18 protein-coding genes are annotated in these 20,962 nt (G+C 71.9%); 6 read left to right on the top strand and 12 right to left on the bottom strand.

What is annotated here, in order from left to right:
- Positions 1-101: 101 nt before the first annotated feature.
- The gene (locus tag ABZS42_RS20330; protein ID WP_355147460.1) at positions 102-947 is read right to left on the bottom strand and encodes a sulfurtransferase; all 846 of its coding nucleotides are present in this window, start codon (positions 945-947) and stop codon (positions 102-104) included.
- A 150-nt stretch (positions 948-1,097) separates the two neighbouring features.
- Here ABZS42_RS20330 and ABZS42_RS20325 point away from each other — a divergent pair, with 150 nt between their 5' ends.
- On the top strand, positions 1,098-1,796 hold the full coding sequence (locus ABZS42_RS20325; RefSeq protein ID WP_355147458.1) for a metal-dependent transcriptional regulator: 699 nt from the start codon (positions 1,098-1,100) through the stop codon (positions 1,794-1,796).
- A 196-nt stretch (positions 1,797-1,992) separates the two neighbouring features.
- On the opposite strand, the gene ABZS42_RS20320 is transcribed toward ABZS42_RS20325, so the two are convergent.
- The 3 genes from ABZS42_RS20320 to ABZS42_RS20310 form a co-directional block, all read right to left on the bottom strand.
- Positions 1,993-2,541: a hypothetical protein gene (locus ABZS42_RS20320; RefSeq protein WP_355147456.1), complete on the bottom strand. Its 549-nt coding sequence runs from the start codon at positions 2,539-2,541 to the stop codon at positions 1,993-1,995.
- A gap of 88 nt (positions 2,542-2,629) precedes the next feature.
- Positions 2,630-2,914: a DUF5522 domain-containing protein gene (locus tag ABZS42_RS20315; protein WP_355147454.1), complete on the bottom strand. Its 285-nt coding sequence runs from the start codon at positions 2,912-2,914 to the stop codon at positions 2,630-2,632.
- A 28-nt stretch (positions 2,915-2,942) separates the two neighbouring features.
- Entirely contained in the window at positions 2,943-3,932 is a 990-nt protein-coding gene (locus ABZS42_RS20310) for an asparaginase (protein WP_355147452.1), read from the bottom strand.
- Positions 3,933-4,075: 143 nt separating this feature from the next.
- On the opposite strand from ABZS42_RS20310, the gene ABZS42_RS20305 reads away from it, so the two are divergent.
- Both ABZS42_RS20305 and ABZS42_RS20300 read left to right on the top strand, forming a co-directional pair.
- Positions 4,076-5,356 (top strand): MFS transporter, encoded by a 1,281-nt coding sequence (locus ABZS42_RS20305; RefSeq protein ID WP_355147450.1) that lies wholly within the window; start codon positions 4,076-4,078, stop codon positions 5,354-5,356.
- A 71-nt stretch (positions 5,357-5,427) separates the two neighbouring features.
- Positions 5,428-5,964, top strand: coding sequence for a dihydrofolate reductase family protein (locus ABZS42_RS20300; protein WP_355147448.1), 537 nt, complete (start codon positions 5,428-5,430; stop codon positions 5,962-5,964).
- A gap of 32 nt (positions 5,965-5,996) precedes the next feature.
- On the opposite strand, the gene ABZS42_RS20295 is transcribed toward ABZS42_RS20300, so the two are convergent.
- On the bottom strand, positions 5,997-6,932 hold the full coding sequence (locus tag ABZS42_RS20295) for a DUF2332 domain-containing protein (RefSeq protein WP_355147446.1): 936 nt from the start codon (positions 6,930-6,932) through the stop codon (positions 5,997-5,999).
- A gap of 186 nt (positions 6,933-7,118) precedes the next feature.
- Between ABZS42_RS20295 and ABZS42_RS20290 the strand changes: the two genes are divergently transcribed.
- On the top strand, positions 7,119-8,231 hold the full coding sequence (locus ABZS42_RS20290; protein ID WP_355147444.1) for an FAD-dependent monooxygenase: 1,113 nt from the start codon (positions 7,119-7,121) through the stop codon (positions 8,229-8,231).
- 154 nt (positions 8,232-8,385) lie between these two features.
- Here ABZS42_RS20290 and ABZS42_RS20285 read toward each other — a convergent pair whose 3' ends face one another.
- Both ABZS42_RS20285 and nrdR read right to left on the bottom strand, forming a co-directional pair.
- Complete coding sequence (locus ABZS42_RS20285) at positions 8,386-11,280, bottom strand: vitamin B12-dependent ribonucleotide reductase (RefSeq protein WP_355147442.1); 2,895 nt, start codon at positions 11,278-11,280, stop codon at positions 8,386-8,388.
- 36 nt (positions 11,281-11,316) lie between these two features.
- Positions 11,317-11,817, bottom strand: coding sequence for a transcriptional regulator NrdR (gene nrdR, locus ABZS42_RS20280; RefSeq protein WP_355147440.1), 501 nt, complete (start codon positions 11,815-11,817; stop codon positions 11,317-11,319).
- Positions 11,818-12,442: 625 nt separating this feature from the next.
- Here nrdR and lexA point away from each other — a divergent pair.
- Positions 12,443-13,228 carry a transcriptional repressor LexA gene (gene lexA / locus ABZS42_RS20275; RefSeq protein WP_355147438.1) on the top strand — a complete coding sequence of 262 codons (786 nt, stop codon included), beginning with the start codon at positions 12,443-12,445 and terminating at the stop codon, positions 13,226-13,228.
- Positions 13,229-13,414: 186 nt separating this feature from the next.
- Here the strand turns inward: lexA and ABZS42_RS20270 are convergent, their stop codons facing one another.
- Together ABZS42_RS20270 and hflX are read right to left on the bottom strand one after the other, a co-directional pair.
- Positions 13,415-15,142: a hypothetical protein gene (locus ABZS42_RS20270; protein WP_355147436.1), complete on the bottom strand. Its 1,728-nt coding sequence runs from the start codon at positions 15,140-15,142 to the stop codon at positions 13,415-13,417.
- 51 nt (positions 15,143-15,193) lie between these two features.
- Positions 15,194-16,636, bottom strand: coding sequence for a GTPase HflX (gene hflX, locus ABZS42_RS20265; RefSeq protein ID WP_355147434.1), 1,443 nt, complete (start codon positions 16,634-16,636; stop codon positions 15,194-15,196).
- Between the two features lie 272 nt (positions 16,637-16,908).
- Here hflX and ABZS42_RS20260 point away from each other — a divergent pair, with 272 nt between their 5' ends.
- Positions 16,909-18,375, top strand: coding sequence for an NAD-dependent malic enzyme (locus tag ABZS42_RS20260; RefSeq protein WP_355147432.1), 1,467 nt, complete (start codon positions 16,909-16,911; stop codon positions 18,373-18,375).
- A 6-nt stretch (positions 18,376-18,381) separates the two neighbouring features.
- On the opposite strand, the gene dapF is transcribed toward ABZS42_RS20260, so the two are convergent.
- The 3 genes from dapF to ABZS42_RS20245 are packed head-to-tail and all read right to left on the bottom strand — an operon-like array spanning position 18,382 to position 20,949.
- On the bottom strand, positions 18,382-19,227 hold the full coding sequence (gene dapF, locus ABZS42_RS20255; RefSeq protein WP_355147430.1) for a diaminopimelate epimerase: 846 nt from the start codon (positions 19,225-19,227) through the stop codon (positions 18,382-18,384).
- Between the two features lie 7 nt (positions 19,228-19,234).
- The gene (gene miaA, locus ABZS42_RS20250; protein WP_355147428.1) at positions 19,235-20,182 is read right to left on the bottom strand and encodes a tRNA (adenosine(37)-N6)-dimethylallyltransferase MiaA; all 948 of its coding nucleotides are present in this window, start codon (positions 20,180-20,182) and stop codon (positions 19,235-19,237) included.
- On the bottom strand, positions 20,179-20,949 hold the full coding sequence (locus ABZS42_RS20245; protein WP_355147426.1) for a hypothetical protein: 771 nt from the start codon (positions 20,947-20,949) through the stop codon (positions 20,179-20,181). Before ABZS42_RS20245 ends, miaA begins: the two co-directional genes overlap by 4 nt.
- Between the last annotated feature and the right edge of the window lie 13 nt (positions 20,950-20,962).

Genomic DNA, 20,962 nt, shown 5'->3' with positions numbered 1-20,962 from the left:
CGCCGTGGACGCGCCGGTCCGACCCGGGTGTCGCCGTGGTGCCGGTCACCTCCGGTGGCTCAGCGTGGCGACGGTCACGACCAACGGCGGCGTGGCGCCGATCACGCGCCGGTGGCCACCGGCCGGTCCTGGTCCGCGACCCAGTTGCTCCACGAGCCGACGTAGAGCGCGGCGTCGGTCCGGCCGGCGAGATGCATGGCGAGCACCGCCTGGGCGGCGGTCACCCCCGACCCGCAGTACGCCCCGACCGCCGTGCCGTCGGAGACCCCGGCCGCGGCGAACCGTTCCCGCAGCGCCTCCACGGCGGGGAAACGGCCGTCCGTGACGTACTCCGGGGCGGGCAGGTTGACCGCGCCCGGCACGTGCCCGGCCACCGGGTCGATCGGCTCGGTCTCCCCCCGGTAGCGAGGCGCGGCCCGCACGTCGATCAGTACGCCGCCGTCCGCTGCCGCCAGCCGGGCGGCCGCCGCCGCGTCGAGCACGGGCAGCGCGCCGGGCCGGACGGACACGTCCCCCGGCTCCGGCGCGGGTACGTCGGCGCTGGTGGGCAGGGCGGCAGCCGTCCAGGCCGGGTAGCCACCGTGCAGCACGCGGACCTGCGCGTGCCCCACCCAGCGCAGCGTCCACCAGGCGCGGGCGGCCGCCATGCCGTCGCCGCCGTCGTACACCACGACGGGGTGACCGGCCCGGACGCCGGCGGCCCGTAGGGCGGCCTGCAACGCCGAGGGGTCCGGCAGCGGGTGCCGGCCGGCGGCACCGGGCGGCCCGCAGAGCTCCGTGTCCAGATCGACGAAGACCGCACCGGGCAGGTGGGCGACGGCGTAGTCGTCGCGGCCGGGCGGCCCGGTCAGCCGCCAGCGGACGTCGAGCAGGGTGGGCGGGTCGGCGGAGTCGAGCTCGGCGGCGAGTCGGTCGGGCTCGACCAGCAGATCGTCGGTACCGGACATGACGACCAGTCAACACCATTCGGTGAACGGCCTCGCGTTTCGGCCTCGGTCGTTACAGGTGCGACGCGGTAACATCGATCACCGGAGGGCCGCTGACGTGAAACACCACCTGGTCGACACGAGCGAGGGTGACGTTACCTCCGGGAAGAGGTGGTAACGATGGCCAAACACGATCTTGTAGACACCACGGAGATGTACCTGCGGACCATCCTCGAGCTCGAGGAGGAAGGGGTGCCGCCGCTGCGCGCCCGGATCGCCGAGCGGCTGAAGCAGAGCGGTCCCACGGTTAGCCAGACGGTCGCGCGGATGGAGCGCGACGGCCTGCTGACGGTCGAGGGTGACCGCCATCTGTCGCTCACCCTGGCCGGCCGCAACGCCGCTGTCTCGGTCATGCGTAAGCACCGGCTCGCCGAGCTGCTGCTGGTGAACGTGATCGGGATGCCCTACGAGGAGGCCCACGACGAGGCCTGCCGGTGGGAGCACGTGATGAGCGACGCAGTCGAGAAGCGGGTCTACGACCTGCTCAACCGGCCGACCCGCTCGCCGTACGGCAACCCGATCCCCGGCCTCGAGGGACTCGGCTCGCCGGAGCCGGAGGACGTCCTGAAGGTCGACGGTGAGCGCAACCTCGCCTTCCCCGGTCTCTCCGGGAAGGTTGTCGTCCGGCGGATCTGCGAGAGCGTGCAGACCAACGCGGACGTGCTCCGCCAGCTGCACGCCGCCGGTGTCGACCCCGGCGCCACGGTGACCGTGGCCCAGGAGCGCGACGGCGTGTCCATCGACCGCTCCGGCGACCGGGTCCGACTCCCCCGCGAGGTCGCCTCCCGGGTGTTCGTCGCCGCCGCCTGACGCTTCGGGTCCGGTCGCGCCCGGCCGTATTCGGCCGGGCGCTCCGGAACCGGTGTCGCCCGCCTGAGCCGTTGAGCGGAGTGAGTGCCGTCCGACCTGCTCACAGGCAACCACCACCGCTGCGTGACGCCCGGCACCACCGCTGTACGGGCGCCCGGCCGGACGTGGGGGCGACGCTCCACCCCGCCGGCCGTCGTCACAGGGCGCGGGTGTCGACCTTCTTGGCCAGGGCCGTCAGCTGTACCGCCACCTTCTCCGTGGCCGACTTGGCGGTGCCCTTCGCGGTGGTCCAGCGCAGCACGGCGAGCCTGCCGTCGGCGGAGAGCCAGCCCACCTCGGCGACCGGCCCGTGCCCGTCCGCCGCGCCGACGGTACGCCGGTAGGCCTGCTCGCCCAGCCCGGAGACCTTGCTGGCCGAATCGGGCATCACGTCGGTGGCGAAGGTGGCCTTGTCCATCGAGGTCTCCGTCGCCGTCAGGGTCAGCTCCGGCAGCGTGGCCCGGCCGCCCCGGACGACACAGGTGTGCGTGTCGCCGCGCTCGCTCGCCGCGGCCACGTCGAACCGGACCTTCACGTGCTGCTCGATCACGGCGAAGTCGAGCAGCCGGCACGCGCCGCCGGAGGAGGCGGCTGCCACGTCCACCGCCATCGGCGCCGGGGGTGGCACCTCCACCGGTTCCCGCTCTGTCGCGCAGCCCGCCGTGGACAGTACGGCCGCGACGACGAGCAAGATCCGGGAACGCACGTGGAACCTCCGCAGTAGTTCGGCGGGGGGTCACCCCGCCGGATGTCCGTCGGACACCGTACGGAACGTCCGGGCCGGGTGGAACCCCTCATCCGTCCCGACGTTCCGGCGTCACCTCCGCGTCACCGGCCGGATCGTCGACGTACGGGCAGTGACGGCAGCCGCGGCCGCAACAGGTGCCCCGGCAGGCCAGGAAACCGGCGGTGAGCACGAAGAGACCGGTGTCCGGGTCGAGGTAACCGGCCTCCCCCGCGTCGAGCGCGGCGGCGTGGACGGCGAGGATGCGCTCCCGGCCAGGGTGATCGGGCGGCAGCCGGGACGGGTGCGGCTCGGTCAGCGGGCGCGCGGCCAACGGTCGTCGCTTCCCGGTCACCGCCGCAGTCTAGGGACGGCACGCCCGGTCAGCGGAACCGGGCCAATGCGACGGCCAGCGCTTCCCCGTCCAGGCCGGCGGCGAGCAGCAGCCGCAACAGCACCCGCGCCTTGTAGGGGTCGAGCAGCCCGCCGTTGAGCAGCCCGCGCCGCTGAAGGTCGGCCTCCGATCCGACCGCCCCGTACGTCTGGCTCAGCACCGATCCGGCACCGGTACGGGAAGTGAGCAGCACCGGTATCCGCCCGGCCAACTTCCCGAGCAGCGGCGCCAGCGCGGCGGGCACGTGGCCCACGCCGAAACCGGCGACCACCAACCCGTGGTGGGTGTCGGCGACGCCGGTGAGCAGCAGGCCGTCGTCGTCCAGGGTGACCGGGTACAGGGCGACCCGGGTGGCGTCGAGCCGCTCCGGGTCGACAGACGGCAACGGGTCGTGCCGCTGCGGGCGCACGAGAACGCGCACCTCCCCTTCGATCACCTGCCCGATCGGGCCCGCGTTCGGTGAGGCGAAGGTCGCGGTGCTGGTGCTGTGCGTCTTACGTACCCAGCGGGCGGCATGCACCTCGTCGTTCACGACCACCAGCACACCCAGGTCACCGGCGGCCGGTGCGGCGGCGACGCGGATCGCCGCCAGCAGGTTCGCCGGGCCGTCCGGGCCGGCCAGCGTGGGATTGCGCATCGCGCCGGTGAACACCAGCGGGGCGGTGTGCGGCCAGACCAGATCTGCCAGGAACGCCGACTCCTCCAGCGTGTCGGTGCCCTGGCTGACCACCACACCGGTCGCGCCGGCGGCAACCGCGGTCGAGGCGACGCCGACCACCTCAAGCAACTGCCGGTAGGTGAGACTCGCACTCGGCACCGCCCGCACGTCCCGCACGTCCAGCCGCACCCAGAGCTCGGCGAGGCCCGGCACGGCCGCCGTCAGGTCGGCGCCGGTGAGCCGGGTGACGACGCCGGGTTGCCCCCGGTCGACCCCGCCCATCGCGATGGTGCCGCCGAGCGTGATGAGCGCGATCGACATCTGTTGGACCTCCGTCCGCCGCGGGTGAGCCCCCGGGACCCTACCGGGGCGATATCGGCTGGCGCGATCGCCGCAGCGGCGGCAGGCTGGGACGACCCCATGATCGTCCGCCACGGCGGCGCACCCCGCAGACAGGCAATCTCTTGAGCCAGCACGTCGCCGACCCTCCGGTGCCCGGGACCGTCCGACCGCCCTCGCTGCTGCGGAGCCGGAACTTCCTGCTGTTGTGGAGCGGGCAGACCGTCAGCGAACTGGGCACCCGGATCGCCGGCGTGGCGGTCCCGCTGCTCGCCGCGGACACCCTGCACGCCAGCGTCTTCCAGGTCTCACTGCTCACCTTCCTGGCGTGGCTGCCCTACCTGCTCGTCTCGCTACCGGCGGGGATCCTCGCCGACCGGGTGGACCAGCGCCGCCTGATGATCCTCTGCGACCTCGGCCGCGGCGCGCTGATGCTGTCGCTCCCGGGCGTCGCGCTGGCCGGACAGCTCACTCTCGGTTACCTGTACGCGGTGGTGGGGCTGTCCGGTGTGCTCACCGTGTTCTTCACCGTCGCGTACAAGAGCATGCTGCCGGGACTGATCCCGGCGGCGCAGCTGGTCGACGCCAACGCCAAGCTCATCATGAGCCAGGACGCGGCCGACTTGGTCGGGCCAACGGCCAGCGGTGTCCTCATCGGCCTCGTCGGAGCCACCCGGACGTTCCTCAGCAACGGGCTGGCCTTCCTGGTGAGCGCGGTGACCCTGCTGCTGATCCGGCCCGCACCGCGGGCGGCGGAGCAGCGCGAGCGGCTGCCGCTACGGGTCGAGATGACCGACGGGTTGCGGTTCATCCGCGGCCAGCCGATCCTCCTGCGCATCCTGGCCTGCACGACCACCTCCAACTTCTTCGTCATGGCGGCCGGCTCGATCGAGGTCACGTTCATGCTGCGCGAGTTGCACGCCACGTCGGTGCAGGTCGGACTGGTGTTCTCGGTCAGCGCGATCGGCGGCCTGGTCGTGGGCGCGCTCGCCGGGCGGCTGTCGGCCTGGATCGGTTCGGCCCGGGTCATCTGGGTGGCCATGGCCGCCCCCGGCCCGTTCTACCTGCTGATGCCGCTGGCACAGCCGGGCTGGGGGGTGCTCCTCTACGGCGTCGGACTGGCCGCGTTCTCCGCCAACGCGGTGCTGTACAACGTCGCGTCGACCACCTACCGGCAGCGGATCACCCCGCCGGCGATCCTCGGCCGGGTCAACGCGGCGTTCCTGTGGATCTGCTTCGGGGTGATCCCGCTCGGCGCGCTGGTCGGCGGTGGGCTCGGCACGGCGCTGGGACTGCGTACGGCGCTCTGGATCTGCGTACTGGGCACGTGGAGCGCATGCCTGTTCGTGGTCTTCTCCCCACTGCGCGGGCTGCGGGACATGCCGGAACCGGCGGTTTCGTCGTAGCCGACGGGCAGACTCGACACCGGATGTCCGACCGGGTGGGAGACGCAGCTATGCGAAGGATCGTCGTGCACATGAGCGTGTCGCTGGACGGCTACTTCGAGGGCCCCGGCGGCGACCTCAGCTGGCACCGGGTCGACGACGAACTGCACGAGCACTTCAACGCCGAACTCCGCACGATGGGCGCCTTCCTCAATGGCCGGATCGCGTACGAGCTGATGGCCGCGTACTGGCCGACCGCGGACCAGGACCCGGCCAGCCCGCCCGCGCTGCGGGAGTACGCACGCATCTGGCGCGAGATGCCGAAGATCGTCTACTCGCGCACCCTGGACCGAGCCGACTGGAACGCCACAGTGGTGCGCGCGGTAGATCCCGACGAGGTGCGCCGGCTCAAGGCCCAGCCCGGCGGTGACCTGGCGCTCGGCGGGGCGGACCTGATGGCCACGTTCATGCGGCACGACCTGGTCGACGAGTGGCGGACCTACGTCCACCCGGTGCTGCTGGGCCGGGGCCGCCCGCTCTTCCCCGCCGGGGCCGAGCCCACCGACCTGCGGCTGGTCGAGAGCCGTGTCTTCGGCAACGGGGTGGTCCTGCTGCGCCATCGGCGCTGAGCAACCGCGCCGCGGGCGCGCTCCCCGTCTCGTCAGCCGAACCAGACCATCGACTGGCCGTGCCCGCGGGCCCAGGCGAGCGGCCTGCCGTCCAGGGCGAGCACGTTGTGCAGCCCCAGCCCCGGCTGCTCCGGGAGCCCGTCGTACGCCAGCACTTCTGGGGCCTCATTGGAGATCCAGTGCCCGGGCAGCCCGCGTACCAGGTCGACGAAGGCGTCCCGCCGGGGCCGCGGCACCTGGTAGAGCACCGAGGTGTGGAACACCACGAGCGTCGCGCCGGCCGGTGCCCGCCCGGCCAGCGCCGGCAGGTCGTCCACCAGGTCACCGCGTACCAGCAGGGGCGGTTCGGCGGTGGCGACGGCAGCGGCCGCCCGCAACCGCTCCCGGCGGTGGCCGTGCTCCGGCCAGATGAGAGCGTCCAGCCACGCCACGTCGGCGGTGCCGGTCACGTCGAGCGGATTCAAATCCAGGCCGGCCCGCCACACCACCTCGGGCAGCCGGGTCGGCGGCACCAGACCATCGGCCGTGCACTCCAGGACCGGTTCGCCCGCGCCGAGCCGCTGGTCGCCGTAGCGGTACGCGTACCGGTCCGGGTAGAGGCACAGCCCGGCGGACGCGCCGACCTCCAGCAACGCGAGCGGCTGCGGCAGTGCGGCGAGCACCGGCAGCAGCACGGCGCAGCGACCGGCCTCGTTCGTCTGGACGGCGCGGACCCGCATCTCCGTCGCCACCGCCGGCCAGTGCGTCACCGCGAAGTCGTGGAACGCCGCCGAATCCTCGACCGGGCCGCCGAGCAGTCGTACGACGCCGAAGAGCAGGTTCGGCTGCCGCTTCGCCGGCGGAAGGGTGCCGAGCAGGGCGAGCAAATCGTCGTCCTTGGAGACCGCGAGCGCCAGGCGTTCGTACGTGGGTGACACGCCGTGCAGCTCTCGGGCGGCGAAGTCGGCGTAGTCGACCGCGATGGACATGCCCCGATCGTCGCAGCGGTCACCACCGGGCGGGAACCCGCCGGACGTGACGGATCGCGCAGTGAGTCGAACGGCACATCCCTGCCGGTGGGAACGACGTGGGGAACCGGCACGAGCAACTCGTAGAGTCTGCGACGGCCGCGGAGGCTCAGCCCCGGCCGAGGCGCGCGATGTGGAGGACTGAACGTGCGGGGTGAGGGTGTCCGGGTACTGATCGTCGGCGGCGGTGTCGCCGGGCTGGCGACGGTTGCCGCACTGCGCGAGTGGGGCGCGACGATCGACCTGGTCGAACGGGCGGAGGCTGGGGCCACCTCCGGCAGCGGCATCTACCTGACCGGCAACGCGACCCGGACCCTCGACGCGTTGGGGCTGTGGGAGCCGGTCGCCGACGTGGCCGTGGAGATCAGGCGACAGCGCAGCGCCAACCAGCGTGGCCGGCGCCTCTTCGACATCGACGTGGCCGCCCTGTGGCAGGGTGTCGGGCCCTGCGTCTCGCTTCCCCGGGCCGAACTGCACCGGGCGCTGCTCGCCGGCGTCGGGGACTTCCCGATCCGGTGGGGCCGCCGGCCGGTCGCGCTCAACCAGGAGGGTGACCGGGTCGCCGTCGAATTCGACGACGGGGTCGCGGAGTCGTACGACCTGGTGATCGGCGCGGACGGGGTGAACTCGACGGTCCGGCGGCTCGCCTTCGACGGCCAGGTGGCCCGGCCCCTCGGCCAGTACGCGTACCGCTGGATCGCCCCGCGGATCGACGCCGAGCCGGTCTGGTCCGTGCTGTTGGGGCGCGGCATCCAGTTCCTCACGATCCCCGTCTCCGACGAGCTGACGTACTGCTACTACAACGACGGCCCGGTCGCCGACCGGCCGGGCTGGCGCGACGAACTCCGGGCGACGTTCGCCGGGCCGGTCGCCACCATGCTCGACGCGCTAGACGCGGACCCGACCACCCTGCACGCCGGCCCGAACCAGGAGGTCGTGCTCGACTCGTGGACGCGCGGCCCGGTGCTGCTGGTCGGCGACGCCGCGCACGCCACCTCCCCGAACATGGCGCAGGGCGGCGCGATGGCCCTCGAGGACGCCGTGGTGCTGGCCGACTCGCTCGCGAGCGCCGGCAGCATCGCCGAGGCGCTGCGCGGGTACGAGGCACGCCGCCGCCCGCGTACCGACTGGGTGGTCGGTCAGACGCACCGCCGGGACAAGGCGAGCGGGTTGCCGCCCGTACTGCGGGACACGGTGATGCGCCGCCTCGGCGAGAAGATGTTCCGGTCCAACTACGGACCTCTGTTCGCCCAACCCTGATCACGACCGTCGACGGCCCACCCGACTTCCTCCGTGTCGGGTTGACCTGTCGTGCCGGAAATCCGCGACCGCCAGGACGTCGAGTCGACCAGGTGGATACGGTGCTGCCCCGACCCCCTACCGGGGATCGGGGCAGCGCCGCGGGTGTCGTACCTCAGCTGCAGCCGCTGGTGGAGCCGCAGCCCTCGCAGACGTAGCAGCTGCCGGCGGGGCGCATCTTCGTACCGCAGGTGAAGCAGAGCGGTGCGTCCGCGACCTGGCCGAGCACGGCCTCCAGCAGTTCGGTGCTGGAGCCGACCGACGGCGCCGGCTTGGCCGCGGCCACCTCGGCGACCTCCTGCGCCGGCTGGGCGACCGGGCCCGGCTTCGGCTCCTCGACCTTGACCTCGACCGGGGCGGAGGCGGCCATCGCGGTGAGGTCCGCACCGTTCGCCTCCGCCTCCGCCTCGGCCTGGAGCTGGGCGGCCCGCTCCTTGGCGGTGAAGATGCCCAGCTCCGCGCGGCGCTCGTACGGCAGGAAGTCCAGTGCCAACCGACGGAAGATGTAGTCCATCACCGAGGCGGCCATCCGCACGTCCGGGTCGTCGGTCATGCCGGCCGGCTCGAAGCGCATGTTGGTGAACTTGCTGACGTACGTCTCCAGCGGGACGCCGTACTGGAGACCGATGGAGATGGCCACCGAGAAGGCGTCCATCACACCGGCCAGGGTGGAACCCTGCTTCGACATCTTGAGGAAGACCTCGCCGAGGCCGTCGTCCGGGTAGGACGACGCGGTGAGGTAGCCCTCGGCGCCGCCGACCGAGAAGGAGATCGTCTCCGATGGACGCTTCTTCGGCAGCCGCTTGCGCACTGGCCGGTACTCGACGACCTTCTCGACGACCTTCTCCACCTCGGCCGGGGCCTCGGCGGTGGCCTTGTTCGGCTTCGCCACGGAGAGCGGCTGGCCGACCTTGCAGTTGTCCCGGTAGATCGCGAGCGCCTTGAGGCCGAGCTTCCAGCCCTCGAAGTAGATCTTCTCGACGTCCTCGACGGTGGCCTGCTCGGGCATGTTGACCGTCTTGGAGATGGCGCCGGAGATGAACGGCTGGACGGCCGCCATCATCCGCACGTGCCCCATCGGGGCGATGGAACGCTCGCCCATCGCGCAGTCGAAGACCGCGTAGTGCTCCGGCTTCAGGCCGGGGGCGTCCACCACGTGCCCGTGGTCGGCGATGTGCTCGACGATCGCCTCGACCTGCTCCTCCGGGTAGCCGAGGCTGCGCAGGGCCCGCGGCACCGTCTGGTTGACGATCTGCATCGAGCCGCCGCCGACCAGCTTCTTGAACTTGACAAGCGCCAGGTCCGGCTCGACGCCGGTGGTGTCGCAGTCCATCATCAGGCCGATGGTGCCGGTGGGCGCGAGCACGCTGGCCTGCGAGTTCCGCCAGCCGGACTTGTCGCCGATCTTGTTGCCCAGCGTCCACTGCTTGGTGGCCTCCCGCTGGATGGCGGTGGCCACAGTGCCGGCCGGCTTGACCTCGTCGTTGGCGGCGGCGTGCTTGCGCATGACCCGCTTGTGCGGCTCGGCGTTGCGGGCGTAGCCGTCGTACGCGCCGACGATGCCGGCCAGTTCGGCCGAGCGGCGGTACGCGGTGCCGGTCATCAGCGAGGTGATCGCGGCGGCGACCGAACGACCCTGCTCCGAGTCGTAGGGCAGGCCGGACGCCATCAGCAGCGCGCCGAGGTTGGCGTAGCCGATGCCCAGCTGCCGGTAGGCGCGGGTGGTCTCACCGATCTTCTCGGTCGGGAAGTCGGCGAAGCAGATCGAGATGTCCATCGCGGTGATGACGAACTCGACGGACTTGACGAACTTCTCCACCTCGAAGCCACCGTCGGCGCGGAGGAACTTCATGAGGTTCAGCGAGGCCAGGTTGCAGGAGGAGTTGTCCAGGTGCAGATACTCCGAGCACGGGTTCGACGCGGTGATCCGCCCGGTCTCCGGGCAGGTGTGCCAGTCGTTGATCGTGTCGTCGTACTGCAGACCGGGGTCGGCGCACTCCCACGCCGCCTGGGAGATGGTGCGGAACAGCTTCTTCGCGTTGATCGACTCGATCACCGCGCCGTCCAGCCGCCCGCGCAGGTCGAAGCTGCCGTCCTTCTCCACCGCGGTCATGAACTCGTCGGAGACCCGAACCGAGTTGTTGGCGTTCTGGTACTGGACGCTGACGATGTCGGCGCCACCCAGGTCCATGTCGAATCCGGCGTCCCGCAGGGCGCGGATCTTGTCTTCCTCGCGCGCCTTGGTGACCACGAACTCCTCGATGTCGGGGTGATCGACGTCAAGGATGACCATCTTGGCCGCGCGCCGGGTGGCGCCGCCGGACTTGATGGTGCCGGCCGAGGCGTCCGCGCCCCGCATGAAACTCACCGGGCCGGAGGCGGTGCCGCCGGAGGAGAGCAGCTCCTTGGAGGAACGGATCCGGGACAGGTTCACCCCGGAGCCGGACCCGCCCTTGAAGATCAGGCCCTCCTCCTTGTACCAGTCGAGGATCGAGTCCATCGAGTCGTCGACGGCGAGGATGAAGCACGCGCTGACCTGCTGCGGCGACGGCGTACCGACGTTGAACCACACCGGCGAGTTGAAGCTGAACACCTGGTGCAGCAGCATCCAGGTCAACTCGTGCGCGAAGATCTCGGCGTCCGCCGGGCTGGCGAAGTAGCCGTACTCCTCGCCGGCGGTCCGGTAGGTGGTGACCACCCGGTCGATCAGCTGCTTGAGCGACCACTCCCGCTCCGGGGTCCCCACCGCTCCCCGGAAGTACTTGGTGGTCACGATGTTCGCCGCGTTGACGCTCCACGACTCGGGGTACTCCACCCCGCGCTGCTCGAAGTTGATCGAGCCGTCTCGCCAGTTCGTCATCACGACGTCCCGGCGCTCCCACGTGACCTCGTCGTACGGGTGGACCCCCTCCGTCGTCCAGACCCGTTCGATCTTCAGGCCTGCGCCTGACTTGCTTCGCGACTTGCTCGTCGTCACGCCGTCGCCCCCCTTGTCTGCGCGGTCACCCACCGCGCGTCCCGATACCGTTAGGAAAAACTCGAAGAGTCAGTTGGGCCGGCCCGCGGCCTCGACCGCGTCGGCCCCGCCGTTGTCCCGGGCGCGCGCCGCGGCCCGCAACGACTCGATCTCGCGCTCGAAGTCGGCCAGCGAGTCGAAGGACCGGTAGACGCTGGCGAACCGCATGTACGCCACCTCGTCGAGGTCCCGCAGCGGGCCCAGGATCGCCAGCCCCACCTCGTGGCTGGGGAGCTCGGCGGCGCCCTTGGCGCGGACCGTCTCCTCCACCCGCTGGGCGAGCAGCGCGATCGAGTCCTCGTCGACCGGCCGGCCCTGGCACGCCTTGCGTACCCCGCCGATGATCTTCGTCCGGCTGAACGGCTCGGTCACCCCGCTGCGCTTGACCACCGCGAGGACGGCCTCCTCGACCGTGGTGAACCGCTTGCCGCACTCCGGGCAGGCGCGTCGCCGCCGGATGAGCTGGCCGTCGTCGGCCTCCCGCGAGTCGACCACTCGTGAGTCGGCGTGCCGGCAGTACGGACACCGCATCGCTGACCTCCTTGATCGACCACGGCCGCACCGGGCACTCCCGGGCACGGCGCACCGCGGCGGCACCATCGCTCGATGGCTGCTCGCCGTGACACTGTACGGGAGTGCGGTCGGTAGTCGGACCCAACCTATGGGCAACTTACGCCCGTGTGACTACTACATCTAGGGGTCGACCGTATGTCGCCAGCAGACCCCGGTCAAGTTGGCGGCGTGTCCCGCGTGTCACTCCACACCCACGACACCCTCGCCCACCCGGCCCGCCGAGCAGGCCCGCCCGAACGGCTCACCCGCAGCGCGACACCGCCCGCCCGAACCGCCGGTGGGCCCAACGGGCCGGACCGCGCGGAGTTACCGCCATCCGGCGAGGATTCCATCAGACCGACCGCCGCGATTCGAACAGACGTGCCAACCGAAGTAACATTTATCAGAACGCCAGTACGAAAGAAGCGCTCTTCATCGCGACACGCCGGTGACAGGTCGTACAGATGTTTGAAAATGGCCGATCTCACCTATACGGTCATGACCAACCGGTCGCGGCGAGTTCCGCCGCACCAGCACGCACACCGGCATCACCGCATGCATCACGGGGCGCCGGGGGCACCCAGCGCCGACAGGGAGGACGGACGTGACCGAGGACCGGGCCAGCCGGCCGAAGAACCCGCAGCAGGTCGCCGAGGCGGGTCCGCCGGCCATTCGGCGCCGGGGCGCCGCGCGCAGCCGGACGGGGCAACCCACCCTGCGGCCTGTCACCCCGGTGGTCAGCAGCTTCCCCGAGCCGGCCACGGTCGACCTGACGGCCCGGCAGCGGCGGATCCTCGAATTCATCCGCACCTGGGTCGAGCGGCACGGCTACCCGCCGAGCGTCCGGGAGATCGGCGAGGCGGTCGGGCTGGTGTCGCCCTCCAGCGTGGCCTACCAGCTGAAGGAGCTGGAGAAGAAGGGTTTCCTGCGCCGCGACCCCAACCGTCCGCGTGCCGTGGACGTCCGCTCCCCCAACGACGGGTTGGACGACGAGCTGACCCGCTCACAACGCCCCACCCCGGCGTACGTGCCGATGCTGGGCCGGATCGCCGCCGGTGGCCCAATCCTCGCCGAGCAGGCGGTGGAGGACGTCTTCCCCCTCCCCCGCGAGCTGGTGGGTGAGGGTGAGGTGTTCATGCTCCAGGTCAAGGGCGACTCGATGCTCGACGCGGCGATCTGCGACGGCGACTGGGTGGTGGTGCGGCAACAGCCCACCGCCGAGTCCGGTGACATCGTCGCGGCCATGCTCGACGGCGAGGCGACCGTCAAGACCTACCGGCGCCGCGACGGGCACGTCTGGCTGATGCCGCAGAACCCGGCGTTCGACCCGATTCCCGGTGACGACGCCACCATCATGGGCCGTGTCGTAGCGGTGCTTCGACGCATCTGACAGCTGTCGGGCATCCCCGTCGACCGGGCAACGTGACAGCCGGCTGACCAACGCACCGCTTGTAACCCGCCGTGGGCGTTCGGTCCACCCACATCTCCGACGCCAGCACAGCCGCGCAGGCGGTTGTGCTGGCGCGGCACAGGTGCCCCCAGCGCCAGGCCGGGGGCGCAACGGGAGCCGAGCCGATCAGTAGCGGTCGCCGCGGTACCGGTCGCGGCCGCCGGGGTACTGGCCGTACGGGTCTTCCTCCTGACGCCGACGACCACCACGTTGACCCTGGTAGTCCGGGTCGGGCCCGCCACGCCGGGGCGGTTCCGCACGACCGCCACCGCCGCCGTACGAGCCACCGCCAGGCTGACCGCCGCCGTACGAGCCACCACCGGGCTGACCGCCGCCGAGCCGTCCACCACCGTGCTGACCGCCACCGGGCTGACCGCCGCCGTACGAGCCACCACCGGGCTGACCGCCGCCGGGCCTTCCACCACCCGGGGGCCGGCCGCCACCGTAGACGCCACCGCCCGGGCGGGGGTCGCCGGCACCGTTCGGACGGGCACCCCCGTAGACCCCGCCCGCGCCGCCGGCCGGACGGCCGCCGCCGCCGCCGTAGACGCCACCACCGGCCGGTGCCGCACCACCACGGCTCGGGCCACCGCCGTAGACCCCGCCACCCCCTGGGCCGGCGTCGCGACCCGGAGTCCCGCCGTAGACCCCGCGACCAGCCGGTCCGGGGCCCGCGAAATCCTCATCCGTGCGGCCGCCGGGCGAGTCGTCGTCGCGACCACCGGCGGAACGGTCCGCGTTGATCGCCTTGCGCTTTCGCGACCGGAGAATGCCGAAGATCCCGGCACCGACCAGCAGCACACCCACCACGCCTACCGCAGCGACCAGATAGGTGATGTCCTGAATGCTCAGGCTGTCGAACCATGAGCGGTTCGAGGCCGAACCGGCGTCGACGCCCGCGGCGACCGGGTCGGCCCCCTTCAGGGAGGGGGTGTAGCTCAGGATCTCGACCTTGGCCTCGTCGTCGCCGAGCTTCGCGACGTCCGAGACCGTGAGAAAGCTCTTCCCGTCCGGCGAGTAGGTGATCGCCTCACCGAACGGATCGGTCAACGGCGTCACCCGGGGCTCGCCGCCGGTGAGCGCCTTGACGATGTCGCCGTCCGTGACGTCGTACTCGAAGGCGTCGGCGTACGTCCGCAGCACCACCTTGCTGCCGTCCGGCGAGCGGGCCGCTCCGGTGATCGCGACCCGGCCCATGACGGCGAGCGGATTCTCCGTCTGCGTCATCGGCAGCTTGAGCGAGCCGACCTTCTCCATGGCGACCGGATCGGCGTCTCCGCTGGTGAGCGCCGCCGTCGGTCGGTAGATGTCGGCCGCGCCCGACGTGACCTTCGTGATGATCAGCGGCAGGTTGTCGTCGCCGATCAGGAGCGCCTCGGCGTCGTGCGGCTTCCCCTCCGGGTAGGAGAGCCGATACTCGGTCGGCTTCTTGGAGCCGCTGGCCGCCATCTTCCAAACCGCCACATGCTTGCGCCGCTCCCCGATGGGTTCGTCACCAGTGTCGGCGATCCAGACCGTCTTCTTGTCCGGGGAGAGCGCCAGGTCCTCCGTGTCGACCGGGCCGTCGCCCGGGTACGACACCTCCTTGGAGATCTTGCACTTGCTGTCCAGGAGGAAGACGCGCCTACGCGACTCGATATCGCTGTCGTCGTTGACGACGACGTAGCCGCTGCTCGTCGCGATCAGACCGGAGAGCTGACGCGGCTGCTCGTCGGTGATCGTGCACCGCTTCTTGCCCGGAACGGGCGCGGTGGCGGACGAGGCGGCAGGAGCCGCCAGCGCGACTCCGGTGAACGCCACCGTCGCCCCGATGAGTCCGAGGGCGACCGTGACCGAGGAAACAGCGCGGCGCATTGCGCAAGTGTCGCATGCCCCGGTTTCCACCGGGTGACGCCGGCAAGGCGTCTAGCGCGCCGCCGTCGTCCGTTCCTCGTAGGGAGCGAGCTCCGCGGCGAGCGCCTGATTGACCCGGACGTGCACCCGGGTGCCTTCCGGCAGATGTGCCGTGCTGAGCACCTCGCCCGTGCGGTGCACCCGGGCGACCAGGTCACCCCGGTCGTACGGCAGCACCGCGCAGACCTCCACCGCCGGCCGGGGCAGCCGGGCCTCGACGGCGCTGCGCAGATCGTCGACGCCGCGTCCCGAATGCGCGGACACGAAGACCGCCTCCGGCCAGAGCCGCTTGAGCCGCAGCAGGGTCTCCTCGTCCGCGGCGTCGACCTTGTTGACCACCAGCAGCTCGGGCAGCCGGTCGGCACCCACCTCGGCGAGCACCTCACGCACCGCCCGGACCTGCTCCTCCGGATCCGGGTGGGCGCCGTCGACGACGTGCACCACCAGGTCGGCGTCGGCGACCTCCTCCAGCGTCGAGCGGAACGCCTCGACGATCTGGTGCGGCAGGTGCCGGACGAAGCCCACCGTGTCGGAGAGGGTGTAGACCCGCCCGTCGGAGGTGGTGGCCTTGCGGATGGTCGGATCCAGGGTGGCGAAGAGGGCGTTCTCCACCAGCACACCCGCCCCGGTCAGGCGGTTGAGCAGGCTCGACTTGCCGGCGTTCGTGTAGCCGGCGATCGCCACCGCGGGCACGGCGTTGCGAGTGCGGCGGGCGCGCTTGGTCTGGCGTACCGTCCGCATGCCCTTGATCTCACGGCGTAGCCGCGCGATCCGGGTGCGGATCCGGCGCCGGTCGGTCTCCAGCTTCGTCTCACCGGGACCGCGCAGGCCCACGCCACCGCCGGCGCCGCCGCCGCGGGCGCTACCACCGGTCTGCCGGGAGAGCGTCTCGCCCCAACCCCGCAGGCGGGGCAGCAGGTATTCCAGCTGGGCCAGCTCGACCTGCGCCTTACCCTCCTTGCTCTTCGCGTGCTGGGCGAAGATGTCGAGGATGAGCGCGGTCCGGTCAACCACCTTGACCTTGGTGCGCTGCTCGAGATTGCGCAGCTGGGACGGGGAGAGCTCGCCGTCGCAGATGACGGTGTCCGCGCCGGAGGCGAGCACCACGGAACCCAGGTCGTCGACCTTGCCCCGGCCGATGTACGTCGCCGGGTCAGGCCGGTTACGGCGCTGGATCAGCCCATCGAGCACCTGCGAGCCGGCGGTCTCGGCCAGCGCGGCCAGCTCGGTGAGGGAGTTCTCGGCATCGCTCTGGGTGCCCTCGGTCCAGACCCCGACCAGCACCACCCGTTCCAGGCGGAGCTGCCGGTATTCGACCTCGGTGATGTCGGTGAGCTCGGTGGAGAGGCCGGGGACCCGCCGCAGCGCCTGCCGTTCTGACAGCTCGAGCTCGCCGGTTGTGGCGTCGAGCTCTTCGTCCTCGAATGGGACTACGACGGTGTCCTGGTCGCGCAAGCCGATCTCCTGTCCGTTCTGCCGGGTAGAAAGCAATCCTGACATGTGGCAACGCCGCACGCACCTGCTATATGCCCGCGTGGTCGTTTCCTAGGCGCGCGGAAGTCGCCGGAATTCGGTGGCCGCGCCACACGACCGCGACCCGGCACCCGGCCGTGCACAGCTCGCGGACGGTGGCCGTACCCACCGGTAGTGGGGCCGGATGCCGAGCGACCTCGGCGGGCGGGTAGAAATGCGAGTCGAGCCGCTCAGCGTTGACGGAGGAAACACCTGTGGCCATCACCCGACTCCCGAGTGCCGGATTCTCCATCACGATCCGGATCGCCGTACCGGCGGACGCCTCGTCGATCGGGCGGCTGACCACCTCCGTCGGCGAGGCCGGGGCGATCGTCACCGCGCTGGACGTGGTCGACTCCGACCCCACCCACGTGCTCGTCGACCTCACCTGCGACACCGCCGACGCCGGCCACGCCGACCAGGTCGTTCAGGCGATCTCCGCGCTCGACGGGGTCGACGTCCGGAAGGTCTCCGACCGGACGTTCCTGCTGCACCTCGGCGGCAAGATCGAGGTCAGCTCGAAGGTCGCCCTGCGCACCCGTGACGAGCTGTCCCGCGCGTACACCCCGGGCGTGGCCCGGGTCTGCATGGCCATCGCCGAGAACCCTTCGGACGCCCGGCGGCTGACCATCAAGCGCAACACCGTCGCCGTGGTCAGCGACGGCTCGGCCGTGCTCGGTCTGGGCAACCTCGGGCCCGCCGCCGCGCTCCCGGTCATGGAGGGCAAGGCGGCGCTGTTCAAGCGGTTCGGCGGCGTGGACGCCTGGCCGGTGGTGCTCGACACCCAGGACACGGACGAGATCGTCTCCATCGTGAAGGCGATCGCGCCCGCGTACGGTGGCATCAACCTGGAGGACATCGCGGCGCCGCGGTGCTTCGAGATCGAGGCCCGGCTGCGCGAGGCGCTGGACATCCCGGTCTTCCACGACGACCAGCACGGCACCGCCATCTGCGTGCTGGCCGCACTCACCAACGCGCTGCGCGTGGTCGGCAAGCAGCTCGAGGACGTCCGGGTGGTCGTCTCCGGCGCCGGCGCCGCCGGCACCGCGATCATGAAGCTGCTGCTGCGCCAGGGCGTCGGCGACATCATCGCGTCCGACCGGCAGGGCGCTCTGCACCGCGGCCAGACCGACCTGAACTCGGCCTGGCAGTGGCTGGCCGAGAACACCAACAAGGACAACTACTCCGGCGACCTGCGCGGGGCGATCCGCGACGCCGACGTCTTCATCGGGGTCAGCGCGCCGAACCTGCTCACCGGCGAGGACATCGCCACCATGGCCAAGGACTCGATCGTGTTCGCGCTGGCCAACCCCGACCCGGAGGTGGACCCGCGGGAGGCGCGCAAGCACGCCGCGATCGTCGCCACCGGCCGGTCGGACCAGCCCAACCAGATCAACAACGTGCTGGCCTTCCCCGGCGTCTTCCGCGGCATGCTCGACGCGCACGCCGAGGAGTTCACCGAGGAGATGGCGATCGCGGCCGCGCACGCCATCGCGGACGTCGTCGGCGAAGACAAGATCAACCCGACGGTGATCGTGCCGAGCGTCTTCGACTCCCGGGTCGCCCCGGCCGTGGCCGCCGCCGTGCGCGCCGCCGCGCACAACCCGGCCCCCGCGCCGGCCGCCGACCCCGGTCCGGCCGACCTTCCGGAGATCGCCGCCGAGGCCTCCGCCAACCCGTGACGGTGGTCAGTCCGGCAGGTTGGCGGCGGCCAGCCTGCCGGTCGCCACGAGGACCGCGGGGCCGGCGAGCCAGCAGGTGTCAGCGGTGACGGTGACGGTGAGACGTCCGCCGGGAACGTCGACCGCGACCAGGCCGGTTTCCCGTTCGAGGTCGCGCAGTGCCACCGCGGCCACCGCGCAGGCGCCCGTGCCGCAGGAGAGGGTCTCCGCCGAGCCGCGCTCGTAGACGCGCATCAGCACATGCCCGTCGACCCCGTCGACCGGTCCCCCCGCAGCGGTGAACTCGACGTTCACCCCGGCCGGGAAGACCACCGGATCGAATTCGGGCGCCCGGGTCAGGTCCAGCGTGGGCAGGTCCAGCCCGGCCGGCAGCGCGCAGACCAGGTGCGGGTTGCCCACGTCCACCGCGGTGCCGGGCAGGGTGAGGCCGCCCAGGGTCGCCGTGGACGCGTCGTACAGCCGCGGGCGACGCATCTCCACCGCGATGGTGTCGCCGTCGACCCGCGCCCGGACGATCCCGGCCCGGGTCGCCACCGGCAACGCCGCGTCGGCGGGGGTGGCCAGCCCGGTGTCGACCAGGTAGCGGACGAACACGCGTGCCCCGTTGCCGCACATCTCGGCGATGGAGCCGTCGGAGTTCCAGTAGTCCATGAACCACTCGGCCTCGCCGGCCAGCGCCACGCCCTCCGGGTGCTTGGCGGCCCGCACGACCCGCAGCACCCCGTCGGCGCCGAGCCCTCGCCGTCGGTCACAGATGGCGGCGACCAGACCGGGTGTGAGGTCGAGCGTCCCGTCCGGGTCGGGCAGGATCACGAAGTCGTTGCCGGTGCCATGCCCCTTGGTGAACTCCACGACTCCATCATCCCGCAGCGGCGGCGACCGACCGCAGGGCCTCGGCGACCAGGCCCGGCTCGGCGGAGTCCAGCCAGTGGATCCGCGGGTCGCGGCGGAACCAGGAGCGCTGCCGGCGTACGAACCGGCGGGTCGCCCGGATCGTCTCCTCGTACGCCTCGGTCTCGGTCAGCTCACCGGCGAGGAAGCGCAGCACCTGCTGGTAGCCGAGCGCGCGGCCGGCGGTACGCCCGTCGGGTAGGCCACGTCCGACCAGTTCGCGGGTCTCGGCGACCAGCCCGTCGGCCCACATCCGGTCCACCCGAAGGCCGATCCGCTCATCGAGCAGCACGGTGTCCAGGTCGACGCCGACCTGCACGGACGGGTAGTACGGGGTCGGTTCGGGCAGCGAGGCCGTGAACGGCGCCCCCGTCAGCTCGATCACCTCCAGGGCACGGACGATCCGGCGGCCGTTGCCCGGCAGGATCCCCTGGGCCGCGGTCGGGTCGGCGGCGCGCAGGCGGGCGTACAGGGGCGCCGGCCCGAACTCGGCCAGTTCCCGCTCCAGCCGCTCCCGGATCGCCGGGTCGGTGCCCGGGAACTCGAACTGCTCCAGCACCGCCCGCACGTAGAGGCCGGAGCCGCCGACCAGCAGCGGCACCCGTCCCCGGGCCAGGATGTCGTCGACCGCCGCCCGGGCCAGCCGCTGGTACTCGGCGACGCTGGCCGGCTCGGTGACGTCCCAGATGTCCAGCAGGTGATGCGGCACACCGTCCCGCTCGGCCGGGGTGAGCTTGGCCGTGCCGATGTCCATGCCCCGGTACAGCTGCATCGAGTCGGCGTTGACCACCTCGCCGTCGAGCGCGTGCGCCAGGGCGATGCTCAGCGCCGACTTGCCGGCCGCCGTCGGCCCGACCACGGCCACGACCACCCCGGTCGGGGGGCGGCTGCCACCGGCCTCGACCGGCCCGCTCACGCCGTCTCCCAGCCGGCCACGAAGTAGGCCACGCCGTAAGGGGCCTCGGCGTAGTGCAGCTCGCCCCGCCAGTCGCCGCCCGCCGCCCGCACCGCGCCGGCGAGCACCTGCCACGGCGCGCGGCCGGCGACCATCAGCTCCGCCGACAACACCGGGTCCAGGCCGAGCAGCGCCTCGGCGTCCGCGGCGGCCAGGGCCGCGCCGACCGATTCGTCGTACGCCTGCGCGCGCGGGTCGTCGTAGCCGGGCGACTTCTCTCCTCGGCAGGCGGACCCGTCCCCCATCACGAGCAGCGCCGTGCGCGCCTCGGCGCGCTCGACCAGTTGCACCCCCATGTCCTCGCAGTCGGCGGGGGCGGCCCGGTCCGCGATCGCCGCCGCGAACCGGGACAGGGGCGTGCCGGTCCGGCCGACCAACCATGCGCCGACGGTCAGGCTGAGCGGCAGCACGTCCGCCCCCGCGCGGTCGGTCCGCCACAGCGGCACCGCCCGGTCGAGCCCGTACCCGCGCAGGGAGCCGTAGTCGGCGGTGCCGAAGCTGCGAGTCTCCGGGCCGCTGCCGACCAACAGGATCACCTCCGGCTCGGCGGCGAGCAGCCGGGCCAACGCGGCGTCGCACGCGGCGCGGAGCGGGTCGAGCTCGGCGGCGGCGGCACCGGCCACCTCGGGCACGAGCAGGGGCGGATGAGGGCAGACGGCGGCGGCGACCAGTGGCACCCGTTCACGGTAGCGGGACGCGCCGGTGAGTCTGTGCGCCGATCCGGTCATCTGGGCGCTAGGA

This window comes from Micromonospora sp. NPDC005367 (genome assembly GCF_040606825.1).
Taxonomy (GTDB): domain Bacteria; phylum Actinomycetota; class Actinomycetes; order Mycobacteriales; family Micromonosporaceae; genus Micromonospora.
Note: the sequence above shows the minus strand (reverse complement) of the source record. Positions and strands in the feature narration are given on the sequence as shown.